Source organism: Arthrobacter sp. B0316-5-4, assembly GCF_059090325.1.
In genome coordinates this window covers 422,392-437,556 of the sequence record NZ_JBNHFN010000004.1, presented here as the reverse complement: position 1 = coordinate 437,556, position 15,165 = coordinate 422,392, and the positions used below count along the sequence as shown (strand labels likewise).

General features: G+C 63.0%; 17 protein-coding genes. 12 read left to right on the top strand and 5 right to left on the bottom strand.

The genetic code is table 11. The annotated features are described in order from the left end of the window. Positions 1–43 precede the first annotated feature (43 nt). From AC5RU9_RS13965 to AC5RU9_RS13940, 6 genes are read left to right on the top strand one after another with little or no spacing between them, the layout of a single operon-like run. Complete coding sequence (locus tag AC5RU9_RS13965; protein WP_494016898.1) at positions 44–610, top strand: hypothetical protein; 567 nt, start codon at positions 44–46, stop codon at positions 608–610. A gap of 10 nt (positions 611–620) precedes the next feature. Next, positions 621–1,454 carry an exodeoxyribonuclease III gene (locus tag AC5RU9_RS13960; protein ID WP_494016897.1) on the top strand — a complete coding sequence of 278 codons (834 nt, stop codon included), beginning with the start codon at positions 621–623 and terminating at the stop codon, positions 1,452–1,454. Positions 1,455–1,475: 21 nt separating this feature from the next. Next, on the top strand, positions 1,476–2,576 hold the full coding sequence (trpS, locus tag AC5RU9_RS13955; RefSeq protein ID WP_494016896.1) for a tryptophan--tRNA ligase: 1,101 nt from the start codon (positions 1,476–1,478) through the stop codon (positions 2,574–2,576). 4 nt (positions 2,577–2,580) lie between these two features. Further along, positions 2,581–3,258 (top strand): 2'-5' RNA ligase family protein, encoded by a 678-nt coding sequence (locus AC5RU9_RS13950; protein WP_309990752.1) that lies wholly within the window; start codon positions 2,581–2,583, stop codon positions 3,256–3,258. Further along, a complete protein-coding gene (locus AC5RU9_RS13945; protein WP_494016895.1) occupies positions 3,185–4,270 on the top strand; it encodes a YihY/virulence factor BrkB family protein in 1,086 nt (361 codons plus the stop codon). Before AC5RU9_RS13950 ends, AC5RU9_RS13945 begins: the two co-directional genes overlap by 74 nt. A gap of 26 nt (positions 4,271–4,296) precedes the next feature. Beyond that, entirely contained in the window at positions 4,297–4,449 is a 153-nt protein-coding gene (locus AC5RU9_RS13940) for a hypothetical protein (RefSeq protein WP_211713075.1), read from the top strand. Between the two features lie 68 nt (positions 4,450–4,517). On the opposite strand, the gene AC5RU9_RS13935 is transcribed toward AC5RU9_RS13940, so the two are convergent. The 5 genes from AC5RU9_RS13935 to sdhC all read right to left on the bottom strand — a co-directional run bounded on the left by AC5RU9_RS13935 (position 4,518) and on the right by sdhC (position 8,944). Then, the gene (locus tag AC5RU9_RS13935; protein WP_494016894.1) at positions 4,518–5,285 is read right to left on the bottom strand and encodes an alpha/beta hydrolase; all 768 of its coding nucleotides are present in this window, start codon (positions 5,283–5,285) and stop codon (positions 4,518–4,520) included. Positions 5,286–5,401: 116 nt separating this feature from the next. Continuing rightward, positions 5,402–6,184 (bottom strand): succinate dehydrogenase iron-sulfur subunit, encoded by a 783-nt coding sequence (locus AC5RU9_RS13930; protein ID WP_211713080.1) that lies wholly within the window; start codon positions 6,182–6,184, stop codon positions 5,402–5,404. Then, the gene (gene sdhA / locus AC5RU9_RS13925; RefSeq protein WP_211713081.1) at positions 6,184–7,983 is read right to left on the bottom strand and encodes a succinate dehydrogenase flavoprotein subunit; all 1,800 of its coding nucleotides are present in this window, start codon (positions 7,981–7,983) and stop codon (positions 6,184–6,186) included. Before sdhA ends, AC5RU9_RS13930 begins: the two co-directional genes overlap by 1 nt. Positions 7,984–8,083: 100 nt before the next feature. Continuing rightward, positions 8,084–8,560, bottom strand: coding sequence for a succinate dehydrogenase hydrophobic membrane anchor subunit (locus AC5RU9_RS13920; RefSeq protein ID WP_494016893.1), 477 nt, complete (start codon positions 8,558–8,560; stop codon positions 8,084–8,086). Between the two features lie 3 nt (positions 8,561–8,563). Beyond that, positions 8,564–8,944, bottom strand: a complete 381-nt coding sequence (sdhC, locus tag AC5RU9_RS13915) for a succinate dehydrogenase, cytochrome b556 subunit (protein ID WP_211713083.1) — start codon at positions 8,942–8,944, stop codon at positions 8,564–8,566. 253 nt (positions 8,945–9,197) lie between these two features. On the opposite strand from sdhC, the gene AC5RU9_RS13910 reads away from it, so the two are divergent. The 6 genes from AC5RU9_RS13910 to AC5RU9_RS13885 all read left to right on the top strand — a co-directional run bounded on the left by AC5RU9_RS13910 (position 9,198) and on the right by AC5RU9_RS13885 (position 15,049). Beyond that, a complete protein-coding gene (locus tag AC5RU9_RS13910; protein ID WP_309990775.1) occupies positions 9,198–10,331 on the top strand; it encodes a mannose-1-phosphate guanylyltransferase in 1,134 nt (377 codons plus the stop codon). Between the two features lie 110 nt (positions 10,332–10,441). Continuing rightward, complete coding sequence (locus AC5RU9_RS13905) at positions 10,442–11,647, top strand: amidohydrolase (RefSeq protein ID WP_211713085.1); 1,206 nt, start codon at positions 10,442–10,444, stop codon at positions 11,645–11,647. A gap of 119 nt (positions 11,648–11,766) precedes the next feature. Beyond that, positions 11,767–12,201 (top strand): MarR family winged helix-turn-helix transcriptional regulator, encoded by a 435-nt coding sequence (locus AC5RU9_RS13900; RefSeq protein ID WP_309990780.1) that lies wholly within the window; start codon positions 11,767–11,769, stop codon positions 12,199–12,201. A gap of 43 nt (positions 12,202–12,244) precedes the next feature. Next, positions 12,245–12,676, top strand: a complete 432-nt coding sequence (locus AC5RU9_RS13895) for an organic hydroperoxide resistance protein (protein ID WP_211713087.1) — start codon at positions 12,245–12,247, stop codon at positions 12,674–12,676. Further along, complete coding sequence (locus tag AC5RU9_RS13890; protein ID WP_211713088.1) at positions 12,673–13,698, top strand: NADP-dependent oxidoreductase; 1,026 nt, start codon at positions 12,673–12,675, stop codon at positions 13,696–13,698. The genes AC5RU9_RS13895 and AC5RU9_RS13890 overlap by 4 nt, the downstream gene beginning before the upstream one ends. A 244-nt stretch (positions 13,699–13,942) precedes the next feature. After that, complete coding sequence (locus AC5RU9_RS13885; RefSeq protein ID WP_494016892.1) at positions 13,943–15,049, top strand: BMP family lipoprotein; 1,107 nt, start codon at positions 13,943–13,945, stop codon at positions 15,047–15,049. Positions 15,050–15,165: the final 116 nt, after the last annotated feature.

Sequence of the window (15,165 nt, the reverse complement as noted above, 5' to 3'; positions counted from 1 at the left end):
GAAGCCGGCACAGGCACCACGGCTCGTTTGAGAGAATGGAGCCATGCAATCTCTCGGTGACCCGCACCCGTCCACGTCCCCCGCCGGCAAAGGCATGTTCAAGGGCTTCCGCATCGGTGGCCTGGGGATGACTGTCGTCATCATCGCCTTCCTGGTGGCTGTCATCTTCGCGGCCAACCAGAACGACGTCGTGGGCTGGGTCGTCGCGGTAGTGGCCTTCGGATGGCTGGCTCTGGCCACCTTCGTTGTCCTGAGCATTCGCAAGGCCGCGCAGCGGGCCGGGGCAAAACTGAGCGAAGCGCAAGCTGCGTTCAACTCGGCAACCGGCCGCGCGCCGTCGTTGACCGTTACTGACAACGGGGGCACCCGCGTGGTTGCTGAGCGCAGCCAGGCAGACGAAGTCCGCGACCTCAAGTTGGACCACTCCTTCAAGATCGTGCAGGTGCAGGTACGCGTGGTGGACGAGGAACGCGCCAAGGGCGGCGCGGCAGACCAGGACACCATCAACCGTGCACTGGAAACCATCGCCATCACGGCAACCAACGCACGGGACATGATCAAGTCCTCCGGTGGCTCGGAGGAGCCCGTAGCCGGAACCATCATCGACTAGAGTGGACCGGGTGAGTACGGCATTGAAGAAGGATTTCCTTCGCATCGCATCAGTCAACGTCAATGGCCTGCGGGCTGCCTACAAGAACGGCATGGCGGAATGGCTGGAGCCCCGCGAGGTTGACATCCTTTGCCTGCAGGAAGTGCGAGCCCCTGATGACATTGTCAGGAAGCTGATTGGCGACGGCTGGCACATCCTCCACACCGAGGCTGAAGCCAAGGGCCGCGCCGGAGTAGCCATCGCCTCCCGCGAGGAGCCCACCGCCACGCGCATTGGGATCGGCGACTCCTACTTCGATACCTCAGGCCGCTGGATTGAGGCGGACTACACCGTGGAGAACGCTGCCGGTGAATTCACCACCCTTTCCGTCGTCAGTGCCTACGTGCACTCCGGAGAAGTGGGCACGCCCAAGCAGGACGACAAATTCCGTTTCCTGGACGCCATGAGCGTCAGGCTGCCTGAGCTCGCCAAGCACAGCGACCACGCCTTGGTGGTTGGCGATCTCAACGTTGGACACACAGAACTCGACATCAAGAACTGGAAGGGCAACGTCAAGCGTGCCGGCTTCCTCCCGGAGGAGCGGGCGTACTTCGACCGCTTCCTCGGCGAAGAGATCGGATGGAGGGATGTCCACAGGGGCCTGGCAGGAAACGTCGCCGGCCCCTACACCTGGTGGTCCCAGCGCGGTAAGGCCTTTGATACTGACACTGGCTGGCGCATCGACTACCACCTGGCCACCCCGGGCCTCGCAGCAGCCGCTTTCTCGGCTGTGGTTGACCGGGCGCCTTCGTGGGACACCCGCTTCTCTGACCACGCACCGCTGGTAGTCGACTACCGGCTCTGAGCTTCCGAAGGTATTTTCTCCATGACCAGTTCACTCACGACTGAAACCGGCACCGCCGCCGCCACGTCCACCAAATTGGCCGTTGGCGCCAAGCACCGCGTCCTCTCGGGGATGCAGCCCTCCGCCGATTCCCTGCACCTTGGCAACTACCTGGGTGCCTTGGTCAACTGGGTCCGGATGCAGGACGAGTACGACGCCGTCTTCTTCATCCCGGACCTTCACGCCATCACCGTGCCGCAGGATCCGGCCGAACTTGCCCGTCGCACCCGTGTTACCGCCGCGCAGTACATTGCAGGCGGTGTGGACGTGGACAAGTGCACCCTGTTCGTCCAGTCCCAGGTTCCCGAGCACGCCCAGTTGGCCTGGGTCCTGAACTGCATCACGGGCATGGGTGAAGCCGCCCGCATGACCCAGTTCAAGGACAAGGCACAGAAGCAGGGCTCGGACCACGCCAGCGTGGGCCTGTTCACGTACCCCATCCTGCAGGCCGCCGATATCCTGCTTTACCAGCCGCACGGCGTGCCCGTTGGCGAAGACCAGCGCCAGCACGTGGAACTGAGCCGCGACCTCGCCAACCGCTTCAACAGCCGGTTTGGCGAGACGTTCCAGGTCCCCGAAGCCTTCATCCAGAAGGAATCGGCCAAGATCTACGATCTCCAGAACCCGACGGCAAAGATGTCCAAGTCAGCGGAATCACCGGCTGGTTTGATCAACCTCCTCGACGACCCCAAGACGGTGGCCAAGCGCATCAAGTCCGCTGTCACGGACACCGAAACCGAGATCCGCTACGACCGCGAAAACAAGCCTGGTGTCTCCAACCTGCTGACCATCTACTCGGCCATCAGCGGCACACCCGTAGAGAAGATCGTGGCCGACTACCAGGGCAAGATGTACGGCCACCTCAAGGTGGACCTTGCCGAGCTCGTCTCCACCCACCTTGCACCCATCCGGGAACGGGCCAACGAACTACTGGCGGACCCGGCGGAACTGGACCGTCTGCTGGCCCTCGGCGCTGACAAAGCCCGCGAGATCGCCTCAGCCACCCTCGCCGATGTCTATTCCAAGGTCGGCTTCCTGCCGTATCGCGGGGACGCCGTACGCGGCGAGCAGGGAGTCCGCTAAGCCCATGTGCTCTGCTGGCCAGCTCAACGTCAAGACCGACGCCCGGAAGGGTGTCGGTCCGGACGATTCTCGCCAGCCCGCTGTCACCGGCGCCGATTGCGGTGCCGGTGACACCATGTGCGTGGGCGTGATTCTCGGCTTCCCACCGGAGATAGCCCGTGAGCTCCAGGAATGGCGGGCATCCTTCGGTGATCCCATGGCCGAGGTCATTCCGGCCCACATCACGCTGATCACCACCACCCCCACCCAGGACTGGGCGGCTACCCGCGAACACGTGCGCGCGGTCGCTAAAACCCAGGAACCCTTCAACATCACCATCTCGGGAACCGGTTCCTTCCGGCCTGTCTCGCCCGTTGTGTTCGTCAACGTCGAAGAAGGCTTTGAGGAATGCGTGCAACTGCACGAGAAACTGCAAAGCGGCCCGCTCGAGCGGAGGCTTCCCTTCCCCTACCACCCGCACGTCACGGTAGCCCACGACGTCGCCCAGAAAAACCTAGATGAAGCCGAAACGGTGCTCAGGGATTACCGGGCCACGTTCCCTGTGGTTAGCATGGGACTTTACGAGCACGACACCAATGGAATTTGGCAGCTACGGGAAGAGCTCGACTTTGGCGGCGATACTGACGAGGAACAGCAAGCGGATACAAGCCACGGAGGCGGACACTCCTCCGCTTCCAACTGAGCTGGCGAAGCTCAAACTGGAGCTTCTCCGTAAACGGCAGGAATTAGGCCACGCCAAGCGTTCCGGAGCGGGGTTGCCCGCCAGGGCAGGTGCATTTTTCGCTGTCTTCATGGCCAGGCTGAACACCAACCGCGCCATGCGCTCGTTCCAGCATTACTCGCGGCAGCACGGCCCTTTGCTCAGCGCGGGCATTGGCTTCAACATGTTCTTCTCGGTGACGGGTCTCCTCACCACCGGTTTCGCGATCGCCGGAATCGTCCTGGGCGGCAATCCGGTCCTCGAAGACGCCGTCATCAGTAGCGTTGCCTCCGCCGCTCCGGGGCTCCTGCAGGTCAACGGTGGCGAAGGGCTGGTGGATCCGCAGACGCTGCTCAACCCGTCCGGGCTGGGGTGGACGGCGCTCATCGCAGCGGCGGTCACCATTTTCACATCCCTGGGTTGGATTGCCAGCGTCAGGGAAGGTCTTCGCGGGGTCATGAACGCGGGCCCCTTGGTGCGAAATGCGCTCCTGCAGAAAGCCATCGACGCCGGCACGCTCCTGCTCCTCGGCGTCATCCTGGTGATCAGCGCCGGAGCCTCGTTGATCTTCGGTACAGCCGCGGATTGGTTTATCGGCTTGCTGAAGCTGAACGAGGAGGTGGCAGCGCCCATCGCGGCCACCGTCAAGATCGTGGTTCCGCTCCTTTTGAACTGCGCGACGGCGGCAGTCCTGTTCCGTGTCGCCGGTGGCCTGAAGTTGGGGCGCCGTTCCTTCCTCGAAGGGGTGGTGCTGGCCGGGGTCGGAACCACCGTCCTCCAGTTCTTCAGCACCGAGCTCCTGGCCCGCTCCGGGAACAATCCCGTCCTGGCGTCCTTCGCCATCATCATCGGCCTGCTGATCTGGTTCAACCTGGTGAGCCAGGTTTACCTCGTCTCGGCTTCGTGGGCGGCGATTCGGGAAGCTGATGCTGAATCGGGGGAGGCGCCCCGCAAGAAGGTCCTCGGTTCGCGCCGCGTAGCGCCCCGTACCTGACTCTTTCCTGGCCCCGGGAGGCGCGAATGAACAACCAGCTGTGGATCGCCTGTCTCGTCGGTGCTGCGGCGGGCCTCATTGTTGGCCAACTGATCTTCAATTCGCCGTTCCTGGGCATCCTCATTGGTGTGGGCCTCGGCGCCCTTGTCGGGGCTGCCGTGGGTCCCCGCCGGAATTAAAAGCAACGCGGGGTCACTTGCGGCCCATAAATCCCCTCGGGATGGGCGGCAAGTGACCCCGCGTTGCTTTAAGAGATTTCCAAGTAGGGGTCAGCCCATGCACCGATGATCCGCGCGACCCGTGCTGCCTGGCCCTTCCCGGTGAGGAGGTGCTCGCTGCCCTCCAGGGAGATGAAGCTCCGGGGGTGCCGGGCGGTACGGAAAATCTCGCTCGCGTTGTCGATCCCCACGGTGTTGTCCGTGGGGGAGTGCATCACCATGAGCGGCTTGTGGAGGGTGCGGATGCAGTCGCGCAGGTCGGCCCGCTCCACGTCCTCCACGAAGTGCCGGCGGACCTCCATGGGCCGTCCTCCCAGATCAACCACGGCACTGCCGTCACGAAGGATGACGTCAATTTCCGCATCGAACATGTGCTCCACGTGCTTCGGCTCGTAGGGTGCACCGACGGTCACCACCGCGTTGAGCCCGGGAATGTCGCGGGCCGCTGCCAGGACAGCCGCTCCGCCGAACGAGTGGCCAACCAGCAACGAAATCGAGCGGCCCTGCCCGCGCATGAACCCAGCGGCGAGGACGGTGTCAGCCACCTTGACGCTGAACGAACCCGCAGACCACTCTCCCTCGGAGCCGCCCAGGCCAAGGTTGTCGAACCGCAACATCCCCACGCCCTGCTCCGCAAGCCCCTTGCAAATGCGCGAGGCTGCCGGGCTGTCCTTGCCCAGTGTCAGGCCGTGCGAATACACGCCCCAGCCGCGAACGGGTCCCTCAGGGACGTCCACGATGCCGGCCAGCGTGTCGCCGGTGCTTCCCGTGAAGCTGATCTTCTCAGAGCGTGACACGCTGGTCTCCTTGTGTTGCGATAACCGGTTGCTGACGGTGATTAACGACGACGGCGCCGGTCACCATATCGGGTGAGCGGCGCCGTCGTCGTGCTGTTCTTTGTGGGAACGGCTAACTAGATCTTGCGTGCCAGGATGGCCTGCTTGACCTCGGCGATTGCCTTGGTCACCTGGATGCCACGGGGGCATGCTTCGGAGCAATTGAAGGTGGTGCGGCAACGCCACACACCCTCTTTGTCGTTGAGGATTTCAAGGCGCATGTCGCCGGCGTCATCACGGGAATCGAAGATGAAGCGGTGTGCGTTGACGATCGCAGCGGGACCGAAGTACTGGCCGTCGGTCCAGAAGACCGGGCAGGACGAGGTGCAGGCGGCGCACAGGATGCACTTGGTGGTGTCGTCAAAGCGCTCACGGTCCTCGACGGACTGCAGGCGTTCCTTGGTGGGCTCGTGGCCCTTGTTGATCAGGAACGGCATGACTTCGCGGAAGGACTGGAAGAAGGGTTCCATGTCCACGATCAGGTCCTTCTCCACGGGGAGGCCCTTGATCGGCTCGACGGTGATGGGCTTGGACGTGTCCAGGTCCTTCAGCAGCGTCTTGCAGGCGAGGCGGTTGCGGCCGTTGATGCGCATGGCATCGGAGCCACAGACACCGTGGGCGCAGGAGCGGCGGAAGGAAACAGTTCCGTCGATCTCCCACTTGACCTTGTGAAGGGCATCCAGCACACGGTCCGTGCCGTACATGGTCAGCTTGTAGTCATCCCAGCGTGCTTCGTCCGAGATTTCCGGATCGTAGCGGCGTACGCGGAGGGTGATGTGGAACGTGGGGATTTCACCGTCGCCGGCAACGCTTGCCGGGAGCTCGATCTTGGAAGCGGGCTCTGCCATTTCGGTCGTCATTAGTACTTACGCTCCATCGGCTCGTAACGGGTGAAGATCACGGGCTTCGTCTCGAGACGGATTCCCGCAACAGATTCCGCCGAGGATGCGGCGGTGACGGTGTTGTCCAGGTAAGCCATGGAGTGCTTCATGAACTTTTCGTCATTGCGGTCCGGGAAGTCCTCGCGGTAGTGGCCACCGCGCGACTCTTCACGGTGCAATGCACCGACGGTCATGACCTTGGCCATGTCCAGGAGGAAGCCCAGCTCAACGGCTTCCAGGAGGTCCAGGTTGAAGCGCTTGCCCTTGTCCTGGACCGTGACGTTCTTGTACCGCTCTTCGAAGGAAGCGATGTCACGGAGGACCTGCTCCAGCGATTCCTTGGTACGGAACACCTGCATGTTGGCGTCCATGGTGTCCTGCAGTTCCTTGCGGATCTGCGCCACACGCTCGGTGCCGTTGCCGGTGAGCAGGCGGTCAAGGATGCCACGGGTCATGGCTTCGGGGTCAGCCGGAAGCTCAACATAGTCAGCCGTCTTGGAGTACTCCGCAGCGGCGATACCGGCGCGCTTACCGAACACGTTGATGTCCAGGAGCGAGTTGGTGCCCAGGCGGTTGGAGCCGTGCACGGAAACACAGGCGACTTCACCGGCTGCGTAGAGGCCAGGAACGATTGTGTCGTTGTCCTGCAGCACCTCTGTGGTGATGTTGGTGGGGATGCCACCCATGGCGTAGTGCGCAGTGGGAAACACCGGAACGGGGTCCGTGAACGGTTCCACACCCAGGTAGGTGCGTGCGAACTCGGTGATGTCCGGAAGCTTGGCCTCGATGTGCGCCGGCTCAAGGTGGGTCAGGTCCAGGAGGACGTAATCCTTGTTCGGACCACAACCACGGCCTTCGCGTACTTCGTTCGCCATGGCGCGGGCCACGATGTCACGGGGTGCGAGGTCCTTGATGGTGGGGGCGTAGCGCTCCATGAAGCGCTCACCTTCCGAGTTACGCAAGATGGCACCTTCACCACGTGCACCCTCGGTGAGGAGGATGCCCAGGCCAGCGAGGCCGGTCGGGTGGAACTGGAAGAACTCCATGTCTTCCAGGGGGATGCCGCGGCGGAACGCGATGCCCATGCCGTCGCCGGTGAGGGTGTGTGCGTTGGAGGTGGTCTTGAAGACCTTGCCTGCACCACCGGAAGCGAAGACCACGGACTTGGCCTGGAACACGTGAAGCTCACCGGAGGCAAGGTCGTAGGAGACCACACCGGCAACGCGCTTCTGCTTGTACGGGGTACCGTCTTCGCGCACTGCGTCTTCTTCGACGATCAGCAGGTCCAGGACGTAGTACTCGTTGTAGAACTCAACGTTGTGCTTGACGCAGTTTTGGTACAGCGTCTGCAGGATCATGTGGCCTGTGCGGTCCGCTGCGTAGCAGGCGCGGCGAACGGGCGCCTTGCCGTGGTCGCGGGTGTGGCCGCCGAAGCGACGCTGGTCGATCCGGCCCTCGGGCGTGCGGTTGAACGGCAGGCCCATCTTTTCCAGGTCCAGCACGGCGTCGATGGCTTCCTTCGCCATGACCTCGGCTGCGTCCTGGTCAACCAGGTAGTCGCCACCCTTGATGGTGTCAAAGGTGTGCCATTCCCAGTTGTCTTCTTCGACGTTGGCCAGTGCTGCACACATACCACCCTGCGCCGCACCAGTGTGCGAACGGGTGGGGTAGAGCTTGGTCAGTACCGCTGTGCGTGCGCGCTGACCGGATTCGATCGCGGCGCGCATGCCGGCGCCACCTGCACCGACAATGACGACGTCGTACTTATGGACCTGCATACCAGATGCTCTCTCTTTCAAAAATTCAGATGGTCGGCGGAGGCTGCTCCGCTACGTGGGGCAGCCGGCCGAAGCCGGACTGCCGCTGTGGCACAGCCCGCTACGGGGCCGGGCAGAATCCGCCAGGCAGCTGAACGCCGTCGACGACGGGGCACGGGTTGAAGGTGAAGATCACCAGAGTGCCCAGGATGATGATGACCAGGGTGGCCGCGTAAAGAACCATCTTGAGCCAGAAGCGAGTGGAATCCTTCTCGGCGTAGTCGTTGATGATGGTGCGGACACCGTTGGTGCCGTGAAGCATGGCAAGCCACAGCATGGCCAGGTCCCAGAACTGCCAGAAGGGATCGGCCCACTTGCCGGCAACGAAGCCGAAGTCGATGGCGTGGATGCCTTCGCCCACCAGCAGGTTCACGAAGAGGTGGCCGAAGATCAGCACCACCAGGACGATGCCGGAGAGGCGCATGAAGAGCCAGGCGATCATCTCGAAGTTGCCGCGGCTGGAGCCGGAGCGGTTGTACTTCGGTGCGATCTTCCCGGACCCGATTTTTCCACTGCGTGGTGTTTCGATGGTTGTCATGGCTTAGTGGCCTCCCAGCGCAAGGGAAAGGTGGCGGATCGCGAAGCCGGCGAACGTGACCAGCCACAGCGCAAGCACGATCCACAGCAGCTGGCGCTGGTACTTCGCGCCCTTCTTCCAGAAATCGATGGCGATCACACGCAGGCCGTTGAAGGCGTGGAAGATGATCGCTGCGACCAGGCCCGTTTCACCCAGGGCCATCAGGGGGTTCTTGTATGCGCCAATGACGGCGGTGTAGGCCTCAGGGGACACGCGCACCAATGAGGTGTCCAGCACATGGACCAACAAGAAGAAAAAGATCACTACACCGGTAATACGGTGTCCAACCCAGGACCACATGCCTTCACGGCCGCGGTACAAGGTGCCAGCTGGTTTTGTCGGCACTGATTAAACCTTCCTGCAACACAGCGGCGCTGGCATGGGATCCATGCGGGGGGAACGCCTGCTGCGAGAGCACTCGTAGCTCACGCCTAAATCTAGGCTTCGCTCACAGCATATTCAATTTAGGACGCGCTTCTCTGCTTGTTAATTCCATGTTTCCTGCCCGGATTCAGGCGATTTTGGGTGCTGCCTGAGACGAACGCCACATGCGTGGCGTTCTGCGGGGCTTCCTGCTTGCACAGGATAAAGTGTTGCGGTGAGTACAGAAGACGCGAAATACCCGGAATCGCCATTGGACCGCTTTCACGCGGTCATTCCGGCGGGCGGTGTGGGGACCCGGCTGTGGCCACTCTCGCGTGCCGCTGCGCCCAAGTTCCTCCACGACCTGACCGGTTCCGGCAGCACGTTGTTGAGGGCCACCTATGACAGGCTCCAACCGCTGGCCGGGGATCGGGTGCTGGTGGTGACCGGTGAGGCACACCGTGCCGCCGTGTGCCGCCAACTGCCCGAGGTGGGGGATGACGAGCTCGTCCTCGAAAGCGAGCCCAAAGACTCCGGCGCTGCCATCGGACTGGCCGCCGCGATCCTGCACCGCCGCGATCCGGAGACCATCATGGGTTCCTTCGCCGCGGACCAGGTCATCAGCCCCGACGACCTCTTCCAGGAGGCCGTGCGTGAGGCTATCTATACGGCCGCCAAGGGCAAGATCGTCACTATTGGCATCAAGCCCACGCACCCGTCCACGGGCTTTGGCTACATCCGCTCCGGCGCGGCCCTGAACGTCGAGGGTGCTCCCAACGCCATGGCCGTGGCCGAGTTTGTTGAGAAGCCCAGCCAGGAAGTGGCCAACAAGTACGTCGAAGCCGGGGACTACGTCTGGAACGCGGGCATGTTCGTGGCGCCCGTTGCCCTGATGCTAAAGCACCTCGAAGCGAACCAGCCGGTGCTCTTCGCAGGCCTGCAGGAGATCGCCGAAGCCTGGGACACGCCGCAGCGCGACGAGGTCAAGGCGCGTGTCTGGCCGACCCTGCCCAAGATCGCGATCGACTACGCCGTGGCTGAGCCCGCAGCGGAAGCCGGGGACGTCGCCGTCGTGCCTGGCACTTTCCGTTGGGACGACGTCGGCGACTTCGCCGCGATCGGTCGACTGAACAACGCCGGCGACGTCGACGAAGTCACCGTCTTGGGCGAGGGCGCACGCGTCTTCGCGGAGAATGCCAGTGGCGTGGTGGTTTCCGATACCAAGCGCGTTATTGCCCTCATCGGCATCAAGGACGTGGTCATTGTGGACACCCCGGACGCCCTGCTGGTGACCACGAAGGAACACGCGCAACTGGTCAAGGGCACCGTCGACGCCCTCAAGGCCAGCGGCGATACGGACGTGCTGTAACGCAGCTGCTTATACCGTGAGCCACCTCTTTGGTTATCCTGCGCCTGAACGCGGCGTAACCAAGAGGTGGCTTTCGTTCTTCGGGGGCCGTGGATGGCTACAGTTGTGACGTGCGCAATTACACGACTGAAACCGAGCCCACCCCTGTTGTCGGTCCCTGGGTTGACGAATTCCTGCCCGGACTCATTGAATTCCGGCGCGACCTCCATGCGCACCCCGAGCTGTCCTTCAAGGAATTCAGGACGACGGACAAGCTCGTAGAGCGCCTCGAAGCAGCGGGCCTGAAGCCGCGCCGGCTCGAGGGCACCGGGCTCACGGTGGATGTCGGCGAAGGTCCCATTGCCACAGCCCTCCGCGGCGACATCGACGCCCTGCCCATCATCGAGGAGACCGGTCTTCCGTTCGCTTCGAAGAACCACGGTGTAACCCATGCTTGCGGGCACGACATCCACACCACCACCATGCTCGGCATTGCCCTGGTGCTGCACCGGATGCACAAGAACAATCCTCTTGGCGGCACCGTCCGCATCATTTTCCAGCCTGCCGAGGAAACCATGCCCGGTGGCGCCTTGTCCTGCATCGAGCAGGGGGTGCTGGAAGGCGTTCCCCGTATTCTCGCGCTGCACTGTGATCCGCGGATCAACGTAGGCCAGATCGGTACCCGCATTGGTGCGATCACGTCGGCGTCGGACACCATCAAGATTGAACTGTCCGGGCGTGGCGGACACACCTCCCGGCCGCACCTGACCGAAGACCTGGTTTTCGCTTTGTCGCAGATCGCCATCAACGTCCCGGCCGTCCTTTCCCGCCGGGTGGACGTCCGAAGTGGCGTGTCCGTGGTGTGGGGCCAGATCTCTGCCGGATCGGCGCCGAATGCCATCCCCGGGTCCGGCTACATGGCCGGCACCATGCGTTGCCTCGACCGCGATGCCTGGCACAGTGCAGGCGAGTTGCTGGACGACGTCGTGAAGCAGGTTGCCGCGCCCTACGGCGTGGACGTCCACATGGAGCACACCCGTGGCGTTCCACCGGTAGTGAACTCAGAGCACGAGACCGCGCTCATCGAAGCGTCGGCCCGTGCCGAACTGGGGGAGCACGCTGTGGTCCTGACTCCGCAGTCCATGGGCGGCGAGGACTTTGCGTGGTTCCTGGCCGACCTTCCCGGTGCCATGATGCGGCTTGGTACGCACACGCCTGGCGGCGAGGAGTATGACCTTCACCGCGGCGATTTCATTGTCGATGAGCGTGCGCTTGGATACGCGGTACGGGTCCTTACCGGCGCTGCCCTGCGGACCATACGCGACCTCGAGTCCTAATCCCCACCAAGCAGTTGAGCGCGCTCTGAACCTTCACGGTGCGCTCAACTGCGACCCCGTTGGCTAGCCACTGATCGATTGAGTTGTGCACAATTGAATTGTGCACTATCGTTTTATTCATGAGTGATGCACCCCGCCTCCGCCACCAGGTCTGCTTTGCGCTGTATTCGGCTTCCAAAGCAGCGACGGCGGTCTACCGCCCCGTGCTGGAGGACCTGGGCCTGACGTACCCGCAGTACCTGGTGATGCTGGTGCTGTGGGAGCAGGAGCCGCGAAGCGTCCGCGAACTCGGCGCCGAACTGGGGCTCGATTCCGGTACGCTTTCGCCGCTGCTCAAGCGCCTTGAAGGGCTCGGCCTGGTGGAGCGCCGGCGTTCGGCGGAGGATGAGCGCCGCGTTGACGTGGTCCTCACCGAGGCCGGACATGCCCTCAGCGCCAAATCCAAGGCCGTGCCGCAACGGCTGGCCGATGCCGCCGGACTGTCGAGCGGGGAAATTGAACAACTCCACGCCACGCTGGCCAAACTCACTACGGCCCTGAACAGCTCACTCTAAGAATTTTCCAAGCCACCCATTACCGAAGAGAAACGGAAGCACCATGAAGACTCTTTACACTGCTGAGGCCCTGGCCTCCGGCGAAGGCCGTGACGGCAACGCCCGTACCAACGATGGCAAGCTGGACGTCGCCCTCGCCAGCCCCGTGGAACTCGGTGGCAACGGCGAGGGCACCAACCCGGAGCAGCTTTTCGCTGCCGGTTACGCCGCATGCTTCCACTCCGCCCTCCGCCTGGTGGGCCGCAAGGAGCGGGTCGACCTCAGCGATTCGGCCGTTGCCGCCAAGATCCACTTTGGTGCGTTGACTGACAGCGAAGGCTACGGACTGGCCGCGGAACTCGAAATTGCCCTGCCGGCACTGGACCGTGAGACCGCAGAACAGCTCATGACCAAGGCGCACCAGATCTGCCCTTACTCCAACGCCACGCGCGGAAACATGGCAGTTGACCTCAAGCTCGTTGAGTTCGCAGCATGAGCGCCGCAACAACGGCCCTGCCCGCCGAAACCCGCGAAATCCAGCTCGCCTCCCGTCCGGTAGGCCGCCCGGCGCAAGAGAACTTCCGCCTGGCCAAGGCCGAGCTGCCTGAGCTCGGCGAAGGACAGCTCCTGGTGAAGAACCAGTTCATGTCCGTGGACCCCTACATGCGCGGCCGCATGAACGACGTGAAGTCGTACTCGGCGCCCTTCCGCCTCGATGCAGCGCTCGACGGCGGTGCCGTAGGTGAGGTGATCGCGTCCCGTTCGGACGCGCACAAGGTGGGTGACGTCGTCGTGCATCAACTGGGGTGGCGCGAACACGCGGTAGTGGATGCTGCGGCAACCACGCCTGTCCCGGGCGGCCTGGCGCCGACCTCGGCGTTCCTTGGTGCGTTGGGCATGACGGGATTGACCGCCTACGCGGGCCTGCTGAAGGTGGCCGAGTTCAAGGAAGGCGACGTCGTGTTCGTCTCCGGCGCGGCCGGGGCCGTTGGCTCCATGGTGGGCCAGATCGCCAAGGCCATGGGCGCTTCCAAGGTGATCGGCAGTGCGGGCTCGCCGGAGAAGGTGGCCCGACTCCTGGAGCTTGGCTTCGACTCGGCCTTCAACTACAACGACGCTCCCGTCCTGGACCAGCTGCGTGAAGCAGCGGGGGAGCGTGGCATCGACGTTTACTTCGACAACGTCGGTGGCGAGCACCTTGAGGCTGCCCTGGCGACGCTGACTGTCGGCGGACGCGTGGCCATGTGCGGCGCCATCGCCCAGTACAACTCCACCGAGCCACCGGTCGCTCCCCGCAACCTGGCTGTCGCCATCGGCAAGCAACTGACGTTGCGCGGTTTCCTGGTGGGCGGACAGCGCCAGCACGCTGCCGAGTTCGCGCAGAAGATGGCTGGCTGGCTTGCCGACGGCAGTGTCAGCTACGACGAGACGATCGTCGATGGCCTGGAAAACGCACCCCAGGCCTTCATCGACTTGCTCGACGGAGCGAACACCGGAAAGATGCTCGTCCGCCTCTAAGGTCCAAGTAGCCGGGTGTGACTTGCGCACCCGGCTACTGCTTGGTAACAAAAGGTCAACAATCTGCCCTCCGGGACCGCGATGTGCTATCCGGGTGTGTTTTAGGACACTAGTGTTGGTTCCATCAATGCGCTTAGGCGCAGCTGCGAGCATCAGTGAAAACAGAATTTCTGCCTCAGGTATAGGAAACGGACACTCATTGACCATCCGTCGTAGCGCCAATCACTTTCTTCCTGGAGGAAAATTGAAGAAACCACTGCGTGCCACCCTGAAGCGCGGTTCAATGGCCGGTGTCGCAACCGTCGGCGCAGCAGCGCTCCTGCTGACCGGCTGTGGCCAGGCTCCCGACGCCGGATCCGGCGCCGCCACCAAGAGCGACTATGTTGGATGCATCGTGTCCGACTCCGGTGGATTCGATGACCAGTCCTTCAACCAGTCCTCGTTCGAAGGCCTCAAGAAGTCTGAGAAGGACCTCGGCATCACCATGAAGTCCGCCGAATCCAAGGCCAACAGCGACTTCGAGACCAACCTCAACGGCATGATCTCCGCTGGCTGCAACCTCACGGTAACCGTCGGCTTCCTCCTGGGCGATGCCACCAAGGCCGCTGCAGAGAAGAACACGGACAAGCACTTCGCGATCATCGACTACACGTACGACAAGCCCATCGCCAACGTGAAGCCGGTTGTCTACGACACCGCTCAGGCCGCCTACCTGGCTGGCTACGCGGCTGCGGCCACCACCAAGACCGGCAAGGTCGGTACCTTCGGCGGCATCAAGATCCCCACGGTCACCATCTTCATGGACGGCTTCTACGACGGCGTCCAGGCCTACAACAAGGCCAAGGGCAAGTCCGTCCAGGTTGTCGGCTGGGACAAGAACACCCAGGACGGCTCTTTCACGGGCGACTTCGAAAAGCAGGACACCGGCAAGCAGGTCACCATCAACCTGCTGGACCAGGGTGCGGACATCGTGATGCCCGTAGCCGGCCCAGTAGGCAAGGGCGCCGGTGCTGCGCTGAAGGAAGCCAAGGCTGCCGGTAAGGACGTCAAGCTCATCTGGGTTGACTCCGATGGCTACCTCACGGCTCCCGAGTACAAGGACCTCATGCTGACCTCCGTGGTCAAGCAGATGGGCGAGGCCGTTGAGACCGTGGTGAAGGACGACAAGGACGGCAAGTTCAGCAACACCGCTTACGTCGGCACGCTGGAGAACGACGGCGTTGCTATCGCCCCGTTCCACGACCTCGACTCCGCTGTTTCTGCTGACACCAAGACCGAACTCGATGCCCTGAAGGCGGACATCGTCTCCGGCAAGCTGGTTGTCCAATCGGCAGCGAGCCCCAAGAAGTAAACAATTCCTGAACGCGCCGCCAGTACCGTGCCCCGGTACTGGCGGCGCGTTTTTGCCCTGACTAGGCTGAACCCAAGCCAACGGCTTGCGGGCAGTAAAGTCCCTCGGACTCACAG